Below are 23,345 nucleotides of genomic sequence, written 5' to 3' on the forward strand. Positions count from 1 at the left end.
GCGTGAGCGTTAAAGTTTAGCAGAATGTCTTATTTAGCAGAAGTGTTTATTTACATTGGCTTTTTACTTACCAAAATTACCGATCTGATAGTCGCGAAAGGCCTGTCGTAGCTCTTCCTGTGTATTCATCACGAAGGGACCATAACCTGCGACGGGTTCTCCAATAGGCTCGCCGCTTAGCAGTAGCAGTTTGACGATTCCCTGCGCGTCTCTAGAGTAGGTGAGCTCGATGCTATCAGTAGTCGAATGAGAGGGAGTTTCAGACTCTGTATTGACATGGATAGGCGCTGAAAACTGAATCAAGTCGCCTGCACTGACGGCTGTGCCATTGACCAGCAGCTGACCTTCTTGTATCAGTAGCAGCGTATTGTGTGTGTTTGGGACTTGTATTGAGGTCGTGCCTGCGGCATGTAGCGCGACATCCCACATATTAATTGGGGTAAATGTCGTTGCTGCACCTGTTATGCCGTGCCAGTCACCGGCGATGATAGCGACTTGGCCGATGATGGTTTGTTTCTGAGCATCACTGTCATTTATCAATTCAATGATAGGCATGTCAGCCCGTTTGATAGACTGATATTTGGGACCGGTCAGCTTGTGTTTACTTGGCAGATTGACCCACAGCTGCACCATACTGAAGATGCCACCGCGCTGCCCAAATGCCTCAGAGTGAAACTCTTCATGCAAGATACCGCGTCCTGCGGTCATCCACTGTACATCCCCTTCCAAAATATCACCGCGACCGCCTGTCGAGTCTGCATGGCTGATCTCACCATCATAAGCAAGCGTAACGGTTTCAAAGCCTTTATGCGGATGTTGTCCGATGCCATGCGGCTGCAATTTATAATCAGGATTGGGTGAAAACCTCGTCGGCTCGCCATAATCAAACAATAAAAAAGGATCGGTATGGTTATAGTTAAAGTCAGGGTTGTCCTCGAGATGATTGATTAAGGTTTTGACATAAAAACCATCACCGACCCAATGCGGTGCTTTATCACCATGAATATATTGAATGGCACGCATTGAGATACCTCATAAATTTAAGTAACCAAAATCTTAATAAAACAAATACTGTTTAGTAAGTCTACAGTGAAAGACGCTTACGTTGCGCGTTATCTCACAATTGGCGAGCTGCTATTAGACAACCTCGCCACTCACAAAACCACTGGCCCATGCCCATTGGAAATTATAACCGCCAAGCCAACCTGTGACATCGAGTACTTCCCCGATGAAATACAGCCCATCCTGCAAGTTGCTTTGCATGGTCTTTGACGATACCTCGTCAGTGGTGACACCGCCGCGTGTGACCTCAGCAGTGCGATAGCCTTCCGTGCCAGAGGGCTTGAGTCGCCAGCCATTCAAGCTTGCACCGAGTTCTGCCAAACGCTCATCTTTGATGTTGGCAAGCTCGGTATCTTTGATGTCTTCCCACAGGTGCGTCTGTAGTGCTGCTAGTAGTTTTTTGGGTAGGGCATTGTCGATGTTGTCTGCCAATACGGTACGTATCAGTTGGCGCGGATGCGATTTTTTGCGAGCAATCAACAAGTCAGTGACATCAATGTCAGGCAACAGATTAAGACTGATGGTTTCTCCCGTCTGCCAATAGTTTGATAGCTGTAGCATGGCAGGGCCAGAGAGGCCGCGGTGGGTAAATAGCACAGGCAGTTTAAAAGAAATCCGCTCGTTACTGGCGATAACGGGCAGGCTGATACCGGCCAATGCACGGATAAGCTCACCTGTTTTGTCCGTAAAGGTAAACGGCACGAGGCTGGCATCAGTTGACACGAGCGTATGGCCAAACTGCTGAGCCACTTCATAACCCAAGCCGCTTGCCCCCATGGTTGGAATGGACAGACCACCTGTTGCGACCACCAACGACTCACAGCGATAGCGTGTTTGCGCAAGCTTGGTTTGATTGGCGGTTTCTTTTCTCTCTTGCTTTTCTTTTTTACTGAGTTGTTTGGTGGTCAATAATTCAAAACGTGCATTTTTATCATTTTCGATGGCTTGCACACTTTCAATTTGAGCATTCAGTTTCACTTGCACACCGACCGCCGCGCACTCGTCTAGCAGCATGGTCAAGATGTCTTGTGCTGAGTCATCGCAGAACAGTTGGCCATGTTCACGTTCATGGTAAGCAATTTTATGCGCCTCAACCATACCGATGAACTCCCAGCTTGGGTAGCGACTCAGGGCAGATTTACAAAAGTGAAGATTATTACCAATGAAGTGCTCTGGCTCAACGAAGTAATTGGTAAAATTACAACGGCCGCCACCCGACATCAGGATTTTTTTGCCGGCTTTATTGGCGTGGTCTAGCACTAGTACGCGTCGACCGCGTCGACCAGCTGTAAGCGCACAGTACAATCCTGAAGCGCCAGCACCGATGATGATGACATCAAATTGGCTATCATTGGACTTTTTGGTTGACGATGGATTAGCCACTGACGGATTGGTTGGCTTCACTGATTTTGCTTGTTTTGGCATTTGACTCATGATGATGACTTATAGAATAGGTTTGGATAAACGATATAAACTATCCCAATTATACCATGGCAATAATGGCAGTGTTTTTGGGCGAGTAATATAAATAGCTTTAGCCTAATTGCTATAAATCATTGAATAACTTTACTTTTTATGTAGACAATAATTCATAGTTAGTATAATGTAAAAATATGAATATTACCCGCTGCCACTATTGCCACGTTGATGACTGATTACAATTTTAGTCGTTTTATTTGAAGAAAACGAATGTCTTCAAAAGTAGGTGCATTAAAAGCCAGCCGACTGAACCGCTTATTCAAACATTGTCACGGATGACACTGTTAAGACAAAAGGGAATTTATGGATATCCTACAACTACTCATTAGCGGGATTGCTAATGGTTGTATATATGGGCTGTTAGCGCTCGGTTTTGTACTCATCTACAAAGCCTCAGAGGCGGTAAACTTTGCCCAAGGCGACATGCTGATGCTCGGTGCCTTTTTAGGCATATCTTTCATTAATGCCGATCAGGCAAACTTTCCCTTCTTATTAGGTATCACCTTTGCTGCTATTATCATGGGCGCATTTGGTTACTTACTCGATCGCTTTGTCCTACGTGGTATTTTTGGTCAACCGCAATTTGCGATGGTCATCCTGACCATCTCACTTGGATTCTTAATGCGCTTTGTCGCAGGTCTCATATGGGGACATAGCCCAGTCTCACTACAGACACCATTCTCAGGCAAAATGTTGGCATTAGGCTCGCTGAGTATCGCTTATGTTGACATCATTATCATCATATCTACCATCGCATTAACCTCCATTTTATACTTCTTTTTTGCCCACACTAGGCTCGGTATTGCGATGCAAGCCAGTAGCCAGAACCAAATGGCAGCCTACTATATGGGCATTCCCGTTAAGCGCGTCAATGGTATCGTTTGGGCATTGTCAGGGGTGGTTGCGGCGCTTGCCGGCATACTATTTGCCGCCAAAGGCGCGATCGAGCCTTCTGTCGGACTACTATTCGGTATCAAGGCCTTTGCCGCTGCCGTGATTGGCGGATTAGGCTCATTGCCTGGTGCGCTGGCAGGCGGGTTGCTGGTAGGGGTGATAGAGCCCTTTGCTGGTCGCTATCTACCGCTAGGCCTAAGTCAAATTGCGCCTTATGTGGTTATGTTGATCGTACTAATTGTACGTCCAGGCGGTATTTTTTCTCAGGTAAAACAGAAAAAAGTATAGAAGCTTTGATTCAAGGATGACAAAGCGGCCTCCAAACCTTTTCAAGGATGAGTACTGCCCATGAAAGCCCAGTTTAAACACAGTTATGATCAAGATATCAATATCTTCGATGACAAACGCCAACTCATAAAGTATGGAGTACTCCTCTTGCTACTATTAATGGCGCCTTGGCTACTGAGCAACTATTACATTAGTGAGCTCAGCGCCATATTGATTTGGTCTATCTCTGGACTGGGTCTGATGCTCTTGACGGGGCATACAGGACAGGTCAGCTTAGGTCATGCCGCCTTTATGGCGATAGGCGCCTTTAGCCACATGGCACTGATGGCGCGAGGGTGGAATTTTTTCCCTGCCTTGATTGCCTGTGCGCTCATCACTGGAGTCATCGGCGCTATCATTGCCAGACCTATCTTGAGAACCAGCGGTATCTATTTAGCCATCGCGACTTTGGCGCTTAGTATTATCGTCGAAGACATCGCTATCGTGGCTGAGCCTATTACTGGCGGCATCTCTGGTACCTTTGCTTCTCCCATTAACCTCTTTGGCTACACCATCGATCGCTATATCACGCCAAAGGCCTTTTATTACTTGTGCCTTGCGCTCGTAGTGCTGGTGACCTTAGGGTATATCAATTTGCTCAGAAGCGGCACTGGGCGCTCGTTCTTAGCCATCAGAGACAGCGAAGTCTCCGCCCGCGCGCTTGGCGTCAATGTACCACAAGCCAAAACGCTCGCTTTTAGCATATCTTGTGCGATTACTGCTGTTGGCGGTGCGATGTACGGGCACTTTGTGCAAGCGGTCAATTATGAGAGCTTCACCGTTATCATCTCTATAACCATACTATTGCAGATTGTCATCGGCGGTTTGGGCTCGATACATGGGGCGTTTTTTGGTGCGGTCGTCGTTGTTTTATTACCACAAGTGATTGCTATCTTAGGCGATGTCATCGGTCAAAGTACGGGTTCTAGTATCACGAGTGTTCCTGGTATTGATACGGCGCTATTTGCTTTAGTCATTGTTGTCATGATCATCTATGAGCCACGCGGTATATACGGTATTTGGATAAAGATACGGACTTGGTTCCAGATGTTTCCGTTATATCGAAAAGGACTATTCCGCCGTTCTAAAACTTATCTGAAAACGGAGCGTATGCGATGAGCTTATTAAAAGTTGACTCCTTATCTATCGCGTTCGGTGGTGTCAAAGCCGTTGATAACATTAGCTTTGAGGTAAACGAGGGCGAAGTATTCACGATCGTAGGGCCTAATGGTGCTGGTAAATCCACGATTTTTAACTTAATCAGTCGCCTGTACGAGCCGCTTAGTGGTCGTATTACTTTTGATGGGACTGATATTACCAAGCTGCCTGCTCACGATATCGCAAAACTGGGCATTGCCCGTACTTTTCAAAATATCGAGTTGTTTGATCACTCAAGCGTGTTACAAAACCTGCTTATCGGTCGACATTCGCAGCGTAATACATCATGGATACAGGACGTATTGTTTTTACCAAAGGTGCGCCGTAGTGAGCGTGAGCATCGTCTACAAGTTGAAAAAATCATCGATTTTTTAGAGTTAGCGCCTTATCGAGATAAGCTGATCGCAGGTTTACCTTATGGCATTAGAAAGGTGGTCGAGATTGCGCGCGCATTAGCCGCTAACCCCAAGCTTATTTTGCTCGATGAGCCTGCTTCTGGTCTCAGCGTAGAGGAGACGTCCGAGATGGCATGGTGGATCGAAGACATGCAAAAGGATCTTGGCCTGACTATCTTGATGGTAGAGCATGACATGAGTCTTGTGAATCGGGTGTCAGATCGAGTGTTGGCCGTCGCTGAAGGTAAGTTTTTGGCTCAGGGCACGGCAGCTGAGGTGCAAGCCAATCCACAGGTTATTGAAGCCTATCTTGGACAGGAGAGTGTGTAATGTCATCTATCAAAAAATCACTATCCTCTGCCGCGCCGGCTACTGAAATGAATTTGGTCGACTCTGAAGTAAAAAACAACGTGCTTGAGGTGCGAAATTTAGAATCCGCTTATGGTCCGGTAATGGCATTGAGAGGCGTGAGTCTAGAGGTGCCCGAAGGTAAGGTTGTCACTATTTTGGGCGCTAATGGGGCGGGCAAGACGACGTTAATGAAGACTATCTCTGGTGTCATTAACCCTCGCAAAGGAGCAGTGTGGTTCCACGGCGAGCGTATCGATGGCACTGAACCTGATCGCTTGGTCAAAAAAGGACTGTCGCACGTACCCGAAGGGCGCGAGGTATTTCCCTTTTTGAATGTCGCCGAAAACTTGGCGATGGGCGCTTATACTCGGCGTGACAAGTCTGAGATACAGCGCGATGTCGAGATGATTTATGAGTATTTTCCCATCTTAAAAGATCGCCGCACTCAAGCAGCGGGCACGATGTCCGGTGGTCAGCAGCAGATGCTCGCTATCGGTCGCGGACTGATGTCACGACCCTCTCTCATGCTACTTGATGAGCCGTCTCTTGGATTGTCGCCATTATTGGTACAGGAGATATTTGCGATTATTCGCAGACTTAATAAAGAGCAAGGCGTGACCATCTTACTGGTTGAACAAAACGCCAGAGTTGCCTTGGCAGCTGCGGATTACGGTTATGTGTTAGAGACAGGGCGTATTGTCATGGCAGGCTCAGCGGACAAACTGATGCACTCTGATGATATTAAAGAGTTCTATTTGGGACAAACCAAAGACAACACTGCGGAAGCCACTCGGTGGAAACGCAAAAAGACTTGGCGATAATAATCATGACGACCTCTATTGATGTTCCTACTGAAAACAATACTTCACTTTCTCCTACTGATGCGGCGGTCACGAAAGTCACATCTGCCGCGCCAGTATCGTCTCACGATTACTCCGACAATCATGATGACGAGACTGGTCAACAGATACGCAATGCGCCTTTCGATCATCCGCCCCAAATCCTAGAAGGGTGCGATACGCTGAGCAAACTCTGGCGACAGGTTTGCTTGAGCCGAGGCGATAGGATTGCGCATCGTGAAAAGAGCTTTGGTATTTGGCAGAGTTACAGTTGGCTTGACTATTATCATCATGGCTGCGATATCGGCATGGCACTGATCGAGCTTGGTCTAAGTAAAGGCGATACCGTCTCTATCTTGAGCGAAGACAATAAAGAATGGCTCTATTGTGATATGGGCATCTGCGCCGTCGGCGGGATACCCAATGGTGTCTATACGACAGACAGTCCCGAGCAGCTTGCTTATATACTAAATGATAGCCATTCTAAGTTTTTGATCGTAGAAAACGATGAGCAATTGCATAAGTTTTTAGAGATTCGTGAACAGACGCCTAACGTTAAAAAGGTTATTGTCTTTGAGCGTAAAGGTTTGCGTAGCCTAGAGGATGATCAGGTTGTTTTCCTTGATGATCTATATACGATCGGTCGAAGTATTGAAAATGCCAGAGAGCGTTTTGGCGCTTATATCGATCAAGGCACGGCGAACGATATACGCACCTTAATCTACACGTCTGGCACGACAGGCAACCCAAAAGGCGCGATTTTAACGCATGCCAATGTCCTATTTGAGCTAAAGACAAGCATTGATATTCTCCCTATATTGCCTACTGATGAGCAGCTGTGTTTTTTGCCCTTATGCCATGTTCTTGAGCGGCTAACGTCAGTGGATCTGCCTATTCATCGAGGCTGTATCGTCAACTTCGCTGAGAGCACAGAGACGGTATTTGAAAATATGAAAGAAGTCTCGCCTGATACCTTTACCGCCGTGCCTAGATTATGGGAAAAAATGTACGCCTCCATCAGTAATATGCGTAGTGACGCGAGTGCGCTTAATGGCTGGGCATTTGATCAGGCCATAAAAGCAGGTCATAACCACGCTGATATCGTGATGGCAGGCAATACGCCCACGACAGCTCAACGACTGCGTTACGAGTTTTGGAACAAGCTGGTGCTATATAAAATTCGTGACCTGATAGGCATGAGTAATATTCGCCGTGCCACCACTGGGGCCGCGCCCATATCGCTAGATATTATCCGCTGGTTTCATGCGATAGGCGTGCCTATCTATGAAGGCTATGGCATGACTGAAAGTGCGGGTGTGATATCGGTAAATACACCTGAAGCACAAATGGCCGGCAGCGTAGGTAAGGCATTACCCGATTCTGAAGTCAGTATCGCCGACAACGGGGAGATACTCGTAAAAGGCGCGAACGTGTTTGCAGGTTACTGGAATAAGCCCGAAAAAACCGCTGAGGACTTACGGGATGGCTGGCTACATACTGGTGATGTCGGCGAAATAAAAGAGGGCTATATATTCATTACGGGCCGTATTAAGGACATCATTATCACCGCAGGTGGCAAAAACGTCACACCAGCTGCGATTGAGAGCAAGCTTAAGTTCTCGCCTTATATCTCAGACGCCGTCATCATCGGCGATAGACGCAAATATCTGACCTGCCTGATTATGATCGATCAGGAAAATGTCGAAAAGTATGCGCAAGACAATCAAGTGATGTTCTCAGATTTTCGCTCGCTGTGTCATGCGCCAGAAGTCATCGCCTTGATAGATGAGGTTATCCAATCTACCAATCAGACGTTAGCTCAGGTGGAAACCATCAAGCACTTCAGGCTCATTGATGTGCTGCTCAGTCCTGAAGATGACGAATTGACCGCCACTATGAAATTAAAAAGAAGTTTGGTTGAGAAAAAGCATCATGCTCTTATCGATTCTATGTACTGAGCTGTGGCGTGTCATCAATTAGCACCGTTCAGATTTTTTAACGTTATCTCAACCTTGAAAGCATCAATCTCGACAGTATTAATCTCAAAAGCATCAAACTAACAGCGACTGAGTCGCAAGGAGAAAGGCAATGAAATGGACATTCAAGACGACGCTACTGGCACTATCTGTTGGTACGATAGGTCTAGCAGGCTGCAGCAATTCCGAAACGCCTGCCGAAGCTGGTACAGATACTGAGGCCGCTGCTACTACTAGCGATATTCCGGTACAAGGTGTTACGGATACGGAGATTCTATTGGGCGGTGCCAATGATCTATCAGGTCCGTTTGCAGGATTCGGTAATCCGGCGGTCGCGGGTGCCAATATGTACTTTGATGAGGTCAATGCGGCAGGCGGTGTCAATGGCCGAAAGATTCGTTACATCGTCGAGGATCATTCTTATCAAGTACCAAAGGCGGTACAGGCTGCTAATAAGCTCGTTAGCCGCGATAAAGTATTTGGGATGCTGATGTCGCTTGGTACGCCGCATAACTTAGCAAGTTTCCCTATTATGGATCGCGCTAATGTCCCTAATATTATGCCGATCACTTTTGCAAAACCTATGCAAGAAGAAGGGGCTTTCAATCGCCGTTATACGATGGGTAGTACCTATTACGACTCCATGAAGATGGGTATGGAATACCTAATTGCCGAAAATAATATTAAAAATTTATGCGTCATGTATATCCCCTCAGACTATGGTGAAGAGACCAATGAGGCGGCTAAGGATATCAGCGATAACAACCCTAACGTCACGCTGGTTCAGGCCAGCTCGCATCGTCCTGATGAAACAGATTTTGCTGGTGCAATCGCCAAATTAAAAGAAGCCAATTGTGAGTTAATCGGCCTATCTCTTACGATACGTGGTGCCATCACTGCGGTAGGAACAGCGAACGCTATGGGCTGGACTGACGTGAAATTCATCGCTCCTGCAACAGGTTTTCATCCTGCAGTGGCTGAGGCACCGGGCGGTGCAAGTGAAGGCCTATATGCGGTTTCTTATTATAACGACTTGGCTTTGAGAGCGAATGAGCCTGAGACCAAGGCTTTTATTGAAAAGTATAAAAAAGCCACAGGGGAAGATGTATCAGCAGGTGCTATCCTTGGCTATACTTCAGCAAGAATCACGGTTGAAGGACTTAAAGCGGCCGGCAAAGATTTAAATGCCGATACCTTCAATAAAGGTATGGAAACGGTGAGTTTTGTAGATGGCATCACAGGATCTACTGTCGCCATCACGCCTGAGAGCCATGTTGCCTTTAATGATGTGTACTTGTCGCAAGTACAAAGCGGCGCATGGAAAACCGTCACACAGCTCAAATAAGTACGCATTATTCATTTAGTGAAATTTTGATAGCAGCAAGCCGTACAGTTGTATGGCTTGTCTCGCTTATGAACTTTGTATTTTATATAGTCAAGTCTATATAAATCCGCTACATCGTCATCCTCGCTAAGCATACTAATGTATAACTTGCACTCGGTTTCCTTGTATCGAAATTATATTGAACTGACTATAGTCTATCGTTTTTTATAAGTCTAAAATCCATACCTAATATAACAATAAGCAATAAGCTGTAGAGAATCGAAATTAACTGGGATGAACAAACTAGTCGCTTTGTGAGGATGGGACTATCTGTACCTAAGTATATAGATGTGCAGTAAAATTGTTATGTTTGGCGTTTGATGCCTTGCAACCGTCACGCTTATTTGTCAAACTATAAACGAGTGTCACACATTATGGAAGATGACTCTTATTACCTATATAGATGATCGTTTTAGACAACTATCTACCTAGGTTGTAATAATTAAAAAGGACGAATACTATGACGCAAAAATCATTTCCAATCACAGCCGAATTTATGGCTGCTGCCAATACCAATGCTGATCAATATCTCAAAGACTACCATCACTCTATCAACTCTAACGAAACCCGCGATGACTTTTGGGCGAAACGTGCTGAGCTTATCGATTGGATAAAAAAACCCACCAAAGTCAGTGACGTCAATTATGACTTAGACGATTTTCGCATCAAATGGTTTGAAGATGGTCAACTGAATATCTCAGTCAACTGCCTCGATCGTCACCTCGAAAAAACCCCATATAAACCCGCTATTATTTGGGAAGGCGATCATCCCTCATTGCACAAAATTATCTCGTTTAAAGAACTGCATGAAGCCGTCTGCCGTCTAGGTAATTCGCTGCGTAAGCTTGGGGTCGGGAAAGGCGACCGCGTGACGCTATATATGCCGATGATACCGGAAGCCATGGTATCGATGCTGGCATGTGCTCGTATTGGCGCGGTACATTCGGTGGTGTTTGGCGGATTCTCTGCCGAGAGCTTGGGCAATCGATTGATAGACAGTCGCTCAAAGGTGGTCATTACTGCGGATGAAGGCCTGCGCGGCGGTAAACACACACCGCTCAAAGCCAACGTCGATCAAGCGCTGGACATGGATGGTACTGACAGTGTCGAAAAAGTCATCGTCGTCCATCGTACGGGTAACTCGATACCGATGAGTGGTCGCCGTGATGTTTGGTATCATAATCTAGTCGATGGTCAGTCAGAGCATTGTGAGCCTGAGGTGATGAATGCCGAAGACCCGCTCTTCTTATTATATACCTCTGGCTCAACAGGTAAGCCAAAAGGCGTTGTGCATACCACGGGCGGCTATATTACTTATGCTTTGTCTACCTTTCGCGATGTGTTTGATATCAAAGAAGACGATGTCTACTGGTGTACAGCCGATGTAGGCTGGATTACAGGGCACACGTACTCGACCTATGCACCGCTTGCCAACGGTACGACGACTGTGATGTTCGAAGGGGTACCTGAGCATCCAACGTGGGCACGTATCGGACACATCATCGACAAGCATGACGTGACTATCTTATATACAGCACCGACAGCCATTCGAGCAATGATGAAAGAGGGCGATGCTTTTGTGCGAGAATCAGATCGCTCCAGCCTACGCCTGCTTGGTTCGGTCGGAGAGCCAATCAATCCAGAAGCATGGGATTGGTATCATAATGTTGTCGGTGACAGTAAGTGCCCAATCGTTGATACGTGGTGGCAGACTGAAACGGGTGGTATTTTGATGGCACCGATTCCAGGTACAGTGGATCTAAAACCAGGTGCTGCGATGTTGCCACTATATGGTATCAAACCAGAAATCGTAGACAGTGAAGGCGCAACACTAGAGGGTGCAGCAGAAGGTAATCTGGTGATAAGCAGTAGCTGGCCTGGGCAAATGCGTACCGTTTATAATGATCATCAGCGTTTTTTGAAAACCTATTTTAGTGATTATCCAGGTCGTTACTTCACAGGTGATGGTGCCCAACGTGATGAAGATGGACATTACTGGATCACAGGTCGTGTCGATGACGTGCTCAATGTCGCAGGACATCGCTTGGGTACGGCAGAGATTGAGAGTGCTGTCGTGGCTCACCCAGCCACTGCTGAGGCTGCAATTGTTGGAATGCCGCATGAGATTCGCGGTACAGGCATCTGTGCTTTTATCATTCTAAAGTCTGGCGAAGAAAAAACAGACGATCTAAAAGCCGAGCTAAAACGCCATGTGCGTGCTGAGATTGGCCCAATTGCTACCTTGGATGCCATTTATCTAGTGGATGCACTGCCAAAGACGCGTTCAGGAAAAATCATGCGTCGCATCCTACGTAATCTTGCTGCTGGACAATATGTCGGGTTGGGTGATTTGTCCACATTGGCAGATAGCTCAGTGATTAATGATTTGGTCGATGCTGTCAAAGCAGGTCGCGGAGACTAACCTTAGCTTGATTGATAGTTTGATTGATAGTTTGATTGATAACCTGATTGATAACCTGATTGATTGCCTGATCAATGGGCTATCTATTCAGATTAAGGGCAACTATTAATCTATGTTCATAGAAGTCCAAAAAGCCATGCTATCGAGAATAGCATGGCTTTTTTTACGTAGATGATATTGATATTAAGTTGTTTTGACGGTTCAATATCCATCATAAAACAACATTTAACACACTACACTCGCGATTCATAAATTTTTGCCACATACCTAATAAGGCTTATTGTGATTATGACTGACCACGCTTTATACTCAACTGATAAACCTTCTCCAAAGATTGCCATTATCGGTGGTGGCCTAACAGGACTGCTCACTGCCACTTTGCTAGAGCACGCATCGAATCAAACCCAAACGCCCTTTAAGAATCCGCAAATCACTATCTTTGAAAAGTCGCGCAGTGTCGGTCGTTTGGCGACGCGTTATCGCAGCGATAGTGAAACTGGTAAAAACTGGCAATGGTCGTTCGGCGCGCAGTTCTTTACAGCCAAGACGGGTAGCTTTCAACAGTTTATTGCGCCGTGGTTGCAGACAGGTTTGCTACAGCCGTGGTGCGCCAAAGTGGTTGAACTCACGCCAGTGGATGCGAATATTCAAGCACCTGATATCCAAGTTCCCGATATCCAAAATAAGGAGCAGTGGGATACCATCCATGCCCGTTATATCAGTACACCCAAAATGACCAGTTGGGGGCGTGAGCTTGCCGCTGCGCTTAAGCACACAACCATCGCGTTTAAGACTCGTGTGGCAACGCTCGCTCAATACTCTCATTATCAAAACATCCAGCATCAAAACACTCTTCATTCGGACAGTCAAAAAACAGAGTTATTCGATGAGGCAGGAACCAGTCTTGGATGGTTTGATTGGGTGATCTGTACAGTGCCAAACGGTCAGGCAGTGGAGCTAATGGCAGACAGTGGATTTAGTGAAAAAAATAAAATTACGCAGGCGCAAATGCAGGCTTGCTATACGCTGATGCTTGGTTGGGATAAATCACAACCATTGCCTGAGACATTCAATCATCAGGCAATACCACAGTGGGATGTGGCTTATGTGGATAGTGCTATCATCGATAGAATATTTATTGAACATCAAAAACCCGTCCATGATGACCTGCTACCCAGTGTGACCATTCATGCCCGTAATGACTGGTCGCAAGCGCACGTTGACGACGATATGGAGTCAGTCAAGGAACAACTATTGCAGGCAGCAAAGCAGTCATTAAATTGGGACGAGGACAGCACACCTAGCCAGACAGATTGTCATCGTTGGCGTTATGCAGCTACTATCGTACATAAGGACAGGGAAGAGCTAAGCATCTTGGTCGATGAAACCAAGCAATGGATCGTCAGTGGCGACTGGTGCGCGAAAGGCAATATTGAAAGCTGCTATCAAATGGCACAACAGACAGTTGATGCTATTTGGAAAACGAAATAACCCCAGTGCTGTCTATAGCCTCAGTATTGTTTATAACTACAGTACTGCCCTATGATATTGATTGTCCAAAACATATGTGGGCGCTTCAGAGTTTAGGCAACCAGTTTTTGAGTAAGTAAAAGACACCTTCATAAAAAGCACGCAAAAAAAGGCCCACAGAGGAGGTACTGTGGGCTGAGGAAAACGGATAGTGTAGGTGACTACAGAGGCCGTGGGCGTAACTTGTTATAATTATAGGTTCTACAACTAATATCTATTAGGGCAGTTTTGATAAGTACAATGGGCGTACATGTTTGCTTACATATTTAAGTGTACAAGTGTTTTTTCTAGTCACCATCATAGCGCAACTGCTGCCCGATAAGGGGCTGTGGTTACAGTATATTACGTTATAAGTGATATGGAGATTGGCCTATCCTTTGCTTGAATAGTGATAGATTCTGTCAATAAACGTATGTCAGTGTCTTGCATTAGCATTATGGATAAAAGCGCTTAATATTTTTAATAGCTTATGACGAATAGTAAAAGATAGCGATGAGACTATCTTTTACTTTGTACAGACGCTTCATGTTGATATTATTAATAACTGAGTCAGTAATTGAATCAATAACTGAGCTGCTACAGAGATGGCATGACGCCTTGCCCGAAAAATGCTAAGCTATCTGCCATTATTACGTCTATATTAAACTGGGTTTGCCATGACTGACAGCACGCATTTGCATACGCAGGAGCCGCCAAGTTCACAAAATACCAAGAGTATTTTTAACTTGCCTAATAATCTGACTATTGCACGTATCTTGATGATCCCATTGTTTGTCGCGATTGCCTATTGGCCACCATCGATGGGTATTGGCATGCCAGCCATCTCAGACAATGTCATCGCTCGAGTAGGGATGAGCGAGTTTAGCGACAGCCTATTACGCCATTTGCTATTGACTGGCGTCTTTATCATTGCCGCGATTACCGACTGGCTCGATGGGTATTTTGCTCGTAAGCTCAATGTCATGTCAGCCTTTGGGCGTTTTTTGGATCCAGTCGCGGACAAGCTCATGGTGGCGGCAGCGCTGATAATCCTAGTACAGTGGCATCCCAATATTATTATGGCGATAGCCGCTATCGTCATCATCTCGCGTGAGATCGCTGTATCTGCACTGCGTGAGTGGATGGCAGAGCTGGGCAAAAGTACCAGCGTGGCAGTCTCATATGTGGGTAAGCTAAAAACTACGTTTCAGATGGTCGCCATCACGGTGCTATTGCTCAATTGGCAGTCGCTCGAAATGATTGGCTATGTGCTGATGGTTGCCGCTGTTATTTTGACATTATGGTCGATGATGATTTATCTCAGAGCGGCTTGGCCATATTTAAAGCAAAGCGGATAGCGTGGTAGTACAACCTACCTTAGCAGCCATAAAAAATACCAGTCGCATGAGCCACTGGTATTTTTTATGGCTGACTGTAAACAGTAGTTTTTGACCGATTTATTTTAGCCATTGATTGTTTGCATCGTTTCTATATACTCAGAAATAGTAGATAAAATATAAAAGAGCAAACACAGGGAAGTTGATTGAAGTGTGGCCATATGTCATTTAAATAGGGAGATCGGTATGACGTTACATCAAAAACAGTCAGGTGCTGCCATTTTATTACTGGCATTGCTAACGGGCTGCTCATCAGGGCCAAGCATGCAGGAGTCGTCCACCCCAACGATTCAGCAAGATAAGTCTATCCAAGCAGAGTCGTCTAAAATGTCGGCCACTCAAGACGCGACAGAGTCAGAACGTTTGGGTACCAAATGGGGCGATGACGTTGATTCTCAAGTGACAACGGTTGATTTGCGTCGCATGAGTAGTCAGCCTATCGAGCAAATGCAGGTGCGTTATGCAGATAAGTCTTACAAAGGACGTGCGGTTAATAGCATGTCTCTGCTGGCAGGGAAGGTTGATTTTTCGATAGAGACGGATACGGGTGAGCTGTCACTATATCGAGACTCAGGCAATTATTATGTGCAAGGTCAAGCAGGGCAGGCCTATCGTTTGGTGTACAACAATAACAGCCCCAACACGTATGAGATTGTCGCTAGTGTGGATGGTATAAATGTCATCGATGGTAGTGCTGCCAGTCGTCAGGACAGCGGATATGTGCTACGTCCCAATGATGATTTGGTGATTGAGGGTTTTCGCAAGAGCCAAAGCGCAGTGGCATCCTTTATATTTAGCAATCCAGAAAGTGCTTATGCTGCCAATACCAGCTCGGGTTCTATCAACAATACGGGTGTGATTGGTACGGCCATCTATGGACTATATGATCCTGCTAAACCTAAGTCTCAGCAACCGCAAGCGTATCCAGCAGATAATGGCTATGCTAAACCACCACAATAATGCCTATCAATAGATAATAGATAAATCATATAAAAACGCCAGTCGCATTAGCCACTGGCGTTTTTGTATTCTACTATTTTGCTTTCATATAACAGATTCTTATAGCGTTACAGAGTTGTTTTCGCCTAGATTAGTCGCTTTTTTGCCGTCCATGACTGCAGCAGTTGTCATCTTAAACATATTGACGACTGAGCTGCCACTTAACCAATATTCGGCACCATGTGGTACGACTTTGATTAATTGGACGTTTGGATCTTCTTTACCTTGCTCATAGAATGCATTGTAGATTGGTGACCATAGCTCATCGAGCTTCTCTTGGTCTTCGACCAACTCTGCTTTACCGTTGATTGAGACATAGTCTTTTGCATCTTGGCTGACATAGGCCAAGTTCACTTGTGGGTCTTTCTGGATATCGCTGACGGTTTCAGTGGTCTTATCACCGATGAACCAAATCTCTTTTGCGCCAATACTTGTCTCACTCGTTGTCATTGGGCAGGCATGTAAATGGCCTTCGTGAGTGCGAGTGGTCATCATGGCAAATTTCACTTCTTTTACCAGTGCTTGTACTTTATCGATGTGGTCTTGTCTGCTCATAATTGATTTCCTTTTCTTTAAAATATTTAGGTAGTTGAGTTCTTATAGTAGTAATTTTTATTCGGACAAAGCGTATTTGAAAGATCAAAAACGATTGTCGCCTTAACAACTCAGACTAGAATACCGAGTTGTACCCATACATTTATATAGGTGCCCAGTAATGCGATGTGAGAGTTTGTAAGGAGTATGAGGGTTAGGTAAAAAGTGTGACGCTGTGTATTTTTGCTGTCTGATTATCCAGTGCAAAGTTAAAAGGATAGCGACTAGAGGTCAGCGCAAGCTCGCTATTCTGCAAATATCTGATAGCAGCAGCGCGCAACTTATCGGCAATTTATCTTGGTTTAGACCTGCTTATTACAGGGCTTCTTGTTATAATACGCAGACCATTTACTTAGCATGGCAGAGATGCCTTGATCTTACGGATTATGCCTTTATGATGACCATCGCCGGACAACCGTTTCTTACCGATTTTCAGACGCAGCAACTCATCAGTCAGTTCCAGCAAAAAACCGAGCTCAATGTCAGTCAAATAAGTACCCAGCAAGTGTATGTGCTATCACGCAAGCTCGAAGGTGATGAACATAAAAAGGCGTTAGACCTACTCGCTGTTGACAGTGCGACAGTACTGACTGGCACGCAGGACAATCAAATACAAGTCATCGTTGGTCCACGTTTTGGCACGATTTCGCCATGGGCAAGTAAAGCGACTGATATTTTTAATAACTGTGAAATTGAGCTTAACCGTGTTGAGCGTGTGGTTGTTTATACGTTAACTATTGAGGGTGACGAAGGCGAAAAACTACCAACCGCCGCTGAGCAGTTGTTGTTTGACCGTATGACGCAGAGCTTGGTCTATGATTTGAATGATTTGAACAAATTGTTTGATGATGAGCAACCAGCATCATTGAATCATATTGATGTTATCGGACAAGGTCAGTCAGCGCTAGAGTCTGCCAATACCCAGTTTGGTTTTGCATTATCAAGTGAAGACATTGATTATTTGATGAATGCTTATGTCAATGAGCTAAAGCGCAACCCAACTGACGTTGAGCTGATGATGTTTGCACAGGCAAACTCAGAGCATTGCCGTCATAAGATTTTTAACGCTGAGTGGACAGTGGATGGTGCAGTACAGCCAAAATCACTGTTCCAAATGATTAAAAATACTTACCAGTCGAATCCACAAGGTATCTTGTCTGCCTATAAAGACAACGCTGCTGTGATGGCAGGGTCTGACGGCATGCGTTTTTACCCCATTCCGACCGATGCGATGGATGCAAACTCTGCCCATCCTTATGACTTCCATCAAGAAGCAATCGACATTCTGATGAAAGTTGAAACGCATAACCATCCAACGGCTATCGCGCCGTATGCGGGTGCTGCAACAGGTGCTGGTGGTGAGATTCGTGATGAAGGCGCAACAGGTCGTGGCGGTAAACCAAAAGCAGGTTTGACAGGCTTCCACGTATCACACCTACATATCCCAGAGCTCGCTGAAAAATGGGAGCAGTCAGGTCAGTTGAGTACTCAGGCTTATGGCACGCCAGATCGTATGGCAACCAGTCTGGAGATCATGACGGAAGCACCACTCGGTTCAGCCAACTTCTCAAACGAGTTTGGTCGTCCTAATCTATGCGGCTATTTCCGTAGTTTCCAGTTGGACACCTCAGCGGCAAAAGACGGCAGCGAGATGCGCGGCTATCATAAGCCAATCATGCTGGCAGGTGGTTACGGCAATATCAAACGCAACCTCATTGAAAAAAACGCCATTCAACAAGGTGATTTATTAATCGTCCTTGGTGGCCCTGCGATGCAGATTGGTCTGGGCGGTGGTGCAGCATCTTCAGTCGATAGTGGTTCACTCGATGAAGGCTTAGACTTTGCCTCAGTCCAGCGTGACAATGCTGAGATGGAGCGTCGTTGCCAAGAAGTGATGGATCGCTGCTGGGCACTAGCCGGTAATGATGTCGATGCGAGCAATAATGGCAAAGACGGCAACCCTATCGTGTCATTGCATGATGTGGGCGCGGGCGGTATCTCTAACGCGATGCCAGAATTGGTCAATGATCATGAAATGGGCGCGGTACTAAATCTGCGTAAAATTCCATCGTTAGAAGCTGGCATGTCACCAATGGCCATCTGGTCAAACGAAGCGCAAGAGCGTTATGTCCTCGCGATTCGCCCAGAAAGCGAAGCACAATTCGATGCGATCTGTGCGCGTGAGCGTTGCCCGTATGCCATCTTGGGATCAGCCACGGATGTGCGTCAGCTAGTCGTTGATGATACATTGCTCGCTGAGCAGCCTGTTGATATGCCGATGCAAGTATTGCTCGGTGGCACACCGAAGATGAAGCGTAGCTTTGAGCGTCATGAAACCAGCTTGCCTGCATTAGAGTTAGGCGAAGTCAATTTAGCCGAGTCTATTACTGATGTATTACGTCACCCAACCGTCGCTAGCAAATCATTCTTGATTAGCATTGGTGATCGTTCTATCACTGGTATGGTGGTGCGTGATCAGTATGTTGGTCGCTACCAAGTGCCAGTATCGGATTGTGCAGTGACAGCGTCAGGCTTAATTGCGCTAGATGGTCAAGTGATGAGCGGTGAAGCCATGAGTATCGGTGAGCGTACACCAGTTGCGCTAATCAGCCCACAAGCGTCAGCACGACTTGCAATTGGCGAAGCGATTACCAACATTGCTGGTGCGCGCATTGCTCAGTTGTCTGATATCACGATGTCAGCGAACTGGATGGCCGCCTGTGGTGATGATGCCGAAGACGCAGCTTTATTTGACGCTGTATATACAGTCGGCGAAGAGCTGTGCCCAGCACTGGGTATTGCTATCCCAGTCGGTAAAGATTCGCTATCGATGCGTGCCAATTGGACTGACAACGACAATGGCGACAGCAAAGACAAATCAGTCGTATCACCAATGAGCCTTGTGATTACTGCATTTGCCCCTGTGGTTGACGTGGCAAAAACGCTAACCCCTGAGCTAATCAATGGTGACAGCGCGTTCTACCGTATTGACTTATCTAAAGGCAAATTGCGTCTAGGCGGTTCAATCCTTGCGCAAACGCTGAGCCAATTGGGTAATGATTGCCCAGATTTAGCGCAGCCAAGCGACTTGGTCGACTTCTTTAACTTTGTCCAAGCAGGTAATGCACAAGGCGTCATCAGTGCTTATCACGATATCGGTGATGGCGGTCTATTAGCGACCATCGCTGAGATGCAGTTCACCAGCCGTCAAGGTATCAAGCTGTCATTGACCGATGATAACTTACTCGGTCAACTGTTCAGTGAAGAGCTGGGCGCAGTCATTCAAGTATTACCAGAAAACGTCGCTACTTTGATGGAGCTGGCAGATCAGCATAACGTGAGCGACATGCTAAGCCTTGTTGGTCAAAGCTCTGAAGAAGACAGCTTACTTATTCAAACGCCAACGCTCATGGGCGATGACACTCTCAGCTTTAGCCGTACTGAATTGCAGCAAGCATGGACGCAGGTCAGCTATCAAATCGCGCGTCGCCGTGATAACCCTGCGTGCGTACAGCAAGAGTATGACTTGATTGCTGATGCGAGCCATAAAGGTCTAATCGCCGCGCCAAACTTTGATCTGAATCAAAAAGTTGAAGAGCCATACTTGGCTAGCCGTGAGAATAAACCAAGAGTCGCCATCTTGCGTGAGCAGGGCGTCAACGGTCAGACAGAAATGGCAGCAGGCTTTACGCAAGCTGGCTTTGAAGCGGTCGATGTACACATGAGCGATCTACTCAGTGGCCGTATTAATCTACGTGACTTCGACGGTCTGGTCGCTTGTGGTGGCTTTAGTTATGGTGATGTATTGGGCGCAGGCTCTGGTTGGGCGAACTCTATCTTGTTCCATGACGAGTTACGCATGCAGTTTGTCCGCTTCTTTGCCCGTCCTGATACCTTCTCACTAGGTGTCTGTAACGGTTGTCAGATGATGGCTCAGTTAAAAGACCTCATCCCAGGTGCGGACAACTTCCCACGCTTCATCGCCAACCAATCGGCTCGTTTTGAAGCGCGTACGGTCAATGTAAAAATCGAGCGTACCAAGTCTATCCTGTTCAAAGGCATGCAAGACAGCATCTTACCAATCGCTGTGGCGCATGGTGAAGGCTATGCCACACTAGACAACAACGAAATCGACGGTATGGCTAAACACGGTCAGCTTGCGATGCGTTATGTCGATAGCCAAGGTCATCCAACCGAGACCTATCCGCTCAATCCAAACGGTTCTGTCGGTGGTGTCACGGGTCTGTGTAGCACTGATGGTCGTGTGACGATTATGATGCCACATCCTGAGCGTAACCTAAAAGCTTATAACCACAGCTGGAAACCAGAAGAGTGGGACGAAGACGGCGCGTGGATGCGTATGTTCCGTAACGCTCGTGCTTGGTTGCGTTAGTCGCAAACTTAGATGTTTGATTAGCTTCGTCAAACTTGCTGAGCCTACGATATGTAGTGCTTGCGCATGTTTTCCTCGCTACTCAAACCTCTAGCAATTGCTTATAGTTTTAGATAGCTGTTTTTAAAATAAAAAGGTGGGCTTAGGCTCACCTTTTTTGTGTTTACGATTTAAGATTTTAAAAATAAGGCTTAGCCTTTATACCGTGTTTTCACGAGTATAGGTGGTGACACCCATGCTAAAATTGCGGTCAACAAAGATTAGCATTAAGCAAAATAAGGAAGAATAACATGTCAGGAATTACAGATATCAATGAGCTATTGGGTTCGATGCAGCCAGCATTGGTTGATGAGTCATTTGTGTTTTGTACCGTCACAGGGCAGCTAGCAGAATACGTAAACCTAGCGCCAATCGCGACGTTTGTGGAGACAGAAGGGTTGACTTTGGTTTTGACAAAAGACAACGCCGATGAGGCGGGTTTGCATTACGAAGGCGTGTTTCGACAAATCACTCTAACGGTGCATTCAAGTTTAGAAGCGGTAGGTCTAACCGCAGCCGTGTCAACCAAACTGACCTCAAAGGGTATCAGTGCCAATGTAATCGCTGCCTATTATCATGACCATATATTTGTATCGGATGATAAGGCGGAGCAGGCGCTATCAGCGTTAAAAGAGCTGAGTGATGTATAACGTTTTTTATAAGTAGGTGAGCTATTTCCCGCCTTCCACTTGTATCTGCCAGTCTGGGCGCGGCGCTAGCTACGGTTTGGGTCGTCGCTTGCTTCGCGTCGACACCCCAAAACCTAGCTATCGCAACTTGCCCAAACCAGCAGGATACCGTTACAGTCGGGGCTAAACCGCGCCTTCGGATAACTATTGAGATTGAAAATTAATGAGATACAAATATCTTTAAATCTACTTCATAGTTTGAAAGTTGCGTTAACCATGTATCAATTAGTTGGTAAGCTTGCTTGCTTTCACCCGCAGCAGTAGATATATTTTCCATTTGTAGTCTAAAGTGACTTGCTGAAAAACCGTTACCAATAATAATCCACATCTCTTTTCTAACTAATACATCTTTGCGTCGCTTGTCTATTTCTTCAAAAACTTCGTTAAGGGTATCAGGTTTCTGGAATATATTTAAATCATAAAACCCATTAAATAATCTAATTCGGTTATCTAACTCGACTTTGTTAGAGTTTATATTGCTAACCTTCCATTTTTTTCTTAGCCATGTGTCGTTAGAATAGCGCTCAAATTTTTGACCCACTAAAGCATGGATATTCTTAATAGCTTGACTTCCTACTTCGGCTATTGCATTAACACCAGATTTAGGACTATTTTTAGCATCTCCACATTTCACATGAACCATAATTAACTTATCTTTTGATGATAGGATAAAATCAGCTGGTTCCGTCCCCATATCTGTACACAATACAAGATCTACATTTGGTAAATACTGATAAAAATTGCCTAAACTTGCTAATGAGGGAGTTTTATATTTTATATTTGATAGCTTATCAATTTGGTGGAATATTGAGTCCACCCCAAAATCATTTGCAGTTGTATTTCTCTCATCTTTTTCTGATAACTTATCTTCCAAAAGGCAATCCAAAGGAATTATTTTTGACATTAAATTTCTGTTTAGCTTTCCACTTTCAGTTGGCATTCTGGATTCAAAAAACTGCCCTTTCAAGAAAGTAACACCGCTAGTGTATAGTAGCTTTACAGTCTCCTTATTTAGAATATCATCAGGCTTTAGTAAAACACCTTCTTTGTAGAAACTTAACTCATCGCTAACATCCACACTTAGATTACTCTTAATATCAAATAAGAATTTAACCTTTAGCCCGTTCGCTTTATTTCTATCTATACAAGGTTTGAATACAATTTTTGAACAATCCTGTAAAATTACGTCATATTTAGATGTACAATTTGTGTTAACAATCTCTATAAATGAAAACCCTGAATTGTACTCTGTAAAGATATAATCGTTATCAATTAGGTATGTAAAATTATTGTACTTGAAAGAAATTTTTTCTAAATTACTAAAATCTAAGATACATGCAGAAGGTTCTTCTAATGGGATAGAGTCAGCAGGCTTAGCAAATGAGCTTACGAAATCGCTTTGCAATGCATAGCTACTCTGAAACCTATCATATATATC

16 protein-coding genes are annotated in these 23,345 nt (G+C 45.4%); 12 read left to right on the top strand and 4 right to left on the bottom strand.

Annotation, left to right across the window (positions count from 1 at the left end; translation table 11 throughout):
• Positions 1-63: 63 nt before the first annotated feature.
• Together IP510_RS04120 and IP510_RS04125 are read right to left on the bottom strand one after the other, a co-directional pair.
• The gene (locus tag IP510_RS04120) at positions 64-1,023 is read right to left on the bottom strand and encodes a pirin family protein (protein WP_194363513.1); all 960 of its coding nucleotides are present in this window, start codon (positions 1,021-1,023) and stop codon (positions 64-66) included.
• 114 nt (positions 1,024-1,137) lie between these two features.
• Positions 1,138-2,496, bottom strand: a complete 1,359-nt coding sequence (locus IP510_RS04125; protein WP_227669463.1) for an NAD(P)/FAD-dependent oxidoreductase — start codon at positions 2,494-2,496, stop codon at positions 1,138-1,140.
• A gap of 348 nt (positions 2,497-2,844) precedes the next feature.
• On the opposite strand from IP510_RS04125, the gene IP510_RS04130 reads away from it, so the two are divergent.
• From IP510_RS04130 to IP510_RS04175, 10 genes are all read left to right on the top strand, one after another.
• Complete coding sequence (locus tag IP510_RS04130) at positions 2,845-3,723, top strand: branched-chain amino acid ABC transporter permease (RefSeq protein WP_194363514.1); 879 nt, start codon at positions 2,845-2,847, stop codon at positions 3,721-3,723.
• Positions 3,724-3,783: 60 nt separating this feature from the next.
• Positions 3,784-4,881: a branched-chain amino acid ABC transporter permease gene (locus tag IP510_RS04135; protein WP_194363515.1), complete on the top strand. Its 1,098-nt coding sequence runs from the start codon at positions 3,784-3,786 to the stop codon at positions 4,879-4,881.
• A complete protein-coding gene (locus IP510_RS04140) occupies positions 4,878-5,645 on the top strand; it encodes an ABC transporter ATP-binding protein (RefSeq protein WP_194363516.1) in 768 nt (255 codons plus the stop codon). The genes IP510_RS04135 and IP510_RS04140 overlap by 4 nt, the downstream gene beginning before the upstream one ends.
• A gap of 47 nt (positions 5,646-5,692) precedes the next feature.
• Positions 5,693-6,487, top strand: a complete 795-nt coding sequence (locus tag IP510_RS04145; protein WP_037032897.1) for an ABC transporter ATP-binding protein — start codon at positions 5,693-5,695, stop codon at positions 6,485-6,487.
• 5 nt (positions 6,488-6,492) lie between these two features.
• On the top strand, positions 6,493-8,463 hold the full coding sequence (locus IP510_RS04150; RefSeq protein WP_194363517.1) for an AMP-dependent synthetase/ligase: 1,971 nt from the start codon (positions 6,493-6,495) through the stop codon (positions 8,461-8,463).
• A 130-nt stretch (positions 8,464-8,593) separates the two neighbouring features.
• Positions 8,594-9,826 carry an ABC transporter substrate-binding protein gene (locus IP510_RS04155; protein WP_194363518.1) on the top strand — a complete coding sequence of 411 codons (1,233 nt, stop codon included), beginning with the start codon at positions 8,594-8,596 and terminating at the stop codon, positions 9,824-9,826.
• A 499-nt stretch (positions 9,827-10,325) separates the two neighbouring features.
• Positions 10,326-12,287 (top strand): acetate--CoA ligase, encoded by a 1,962-nt coding sequence (acs, locus tag IP510_RS04160; RefSeq protein WP_194363519.1) that lies wholly within the window; start codon positions 10,326-10,328, stop codon positions 12,285-12,287.
• 288 nt (positions 12,288-12,575) lie between these two features.
• Positions 12,576-13,778, top strand: a complete 1,203-nt coding sequence (locus IP510_RS04165) for an NAD(P)/FAD-dependent oxidoreductase (RefSeq protein WP_194363520.1) — start codon at positions 12,576-12,578, stop codon at positions 13,776-13,778.
• Positions 13,779-14,473: 695 nt separating this feature from the next.
• The gene (gene pgsA, locus IP510_RS04170) at positions 14,474-15,154 is read left to right on the top strand and encodes a CDP-diacylglycerol--glycerol-3-phosphate 3-phosphatidyltransferase (RefSeq protein WP_194363521.1); all 681 of its coding nucleotides are present in this window, start codon (positions 14,474-14,476) and stop codon (positions 15,152-15,154) included.
• Between the two features lie 225 nt (positions 15,155-15,379).
• On the top strand, positions 15,380-16,153 hold the full coding sequence (locus IP510_RS04175) for a hypothetical protein (RefSeq protein ID WP_194363522.1): 774 nt from the start codon (positions 15,380-15,382) through the stop codon (positions 16,151-16,153).
• A 99-nt stretch (positions 16,154-16,252) separates the two neighbouring features.
• On the opposite strand, the gene IP510_RS04180 is transcribed toward IP510_RS04175, so the two are convergent.
• The gene (locus IP510_RS04180; protein ID WP_010195997.1) at positions 16,253-16,747 is read right to left on the bottom strand and encodes a pyridoxamine 5'-phosphate oxidase family protein; all 495 of its coding nucleotides are present in this window, start codon (positions 16,745-16,747) and stop codon (positions 16,253-16,255) included.
• A 433-nt stretch (positions 16,748-17,180) separates the two neighbouring features.
• Here IP510_RS04180 and purL point away from each other — a divergent pair, with 433 nt between their 5' ends.
• Together purL and IP510_RS04190 are read left to right on the top strand one after the other, a co-directional pair.
• Positions 17,181-21,179, top strand: a complete 3,999-nt coding sequence (purL, locus tag IP510_RS04185; protein WP_194363523.1) for a phosphoribosylformylglycinamidine synthase — start codon at positions 17,181-17,183, stop codon at positions 21,177-21,179.
• Between the two features lie 290 nt (positions 21,180-21,469).
• Positions 21,470-21,868, top strand: coding sequence for an ACT domain-containing protein (locus IP510_RS04190; RefSeq protein WP_194363524.1), 399 nt, complete (start codon positions 21,470-21,472; stop codon positions 21,866-21,868).
• A 199-nt stretch (positions 21,869-22,067) separates the two neighbouring features.
• On the opposite strand, the gene IP510_RS13700 is transcribed toward IP510_RS04190, so the two are convergent.
• Positions 22,068-23,312 (bottom strand): hypothetical protein, encoded by a 1,245-nt coding sequence (locus IP510_RS13700; protein WP_227669464.1) that lies wholly within the window; start codon positions 23,310-23,312, stop codon positions 22,068-22,070.
• Positions 23,313-23,345: the final 33 nt, after the last annotated feature.

This window comes from Psychrobacter sp. NG254 (genome assembly GCF_015277735.1).
Classification (GTDB): Bacteria; Pseudomonadota; Gammaproteobacteria; order Pseudomonadales; family Moraxellaceae; genus Psychrobacter.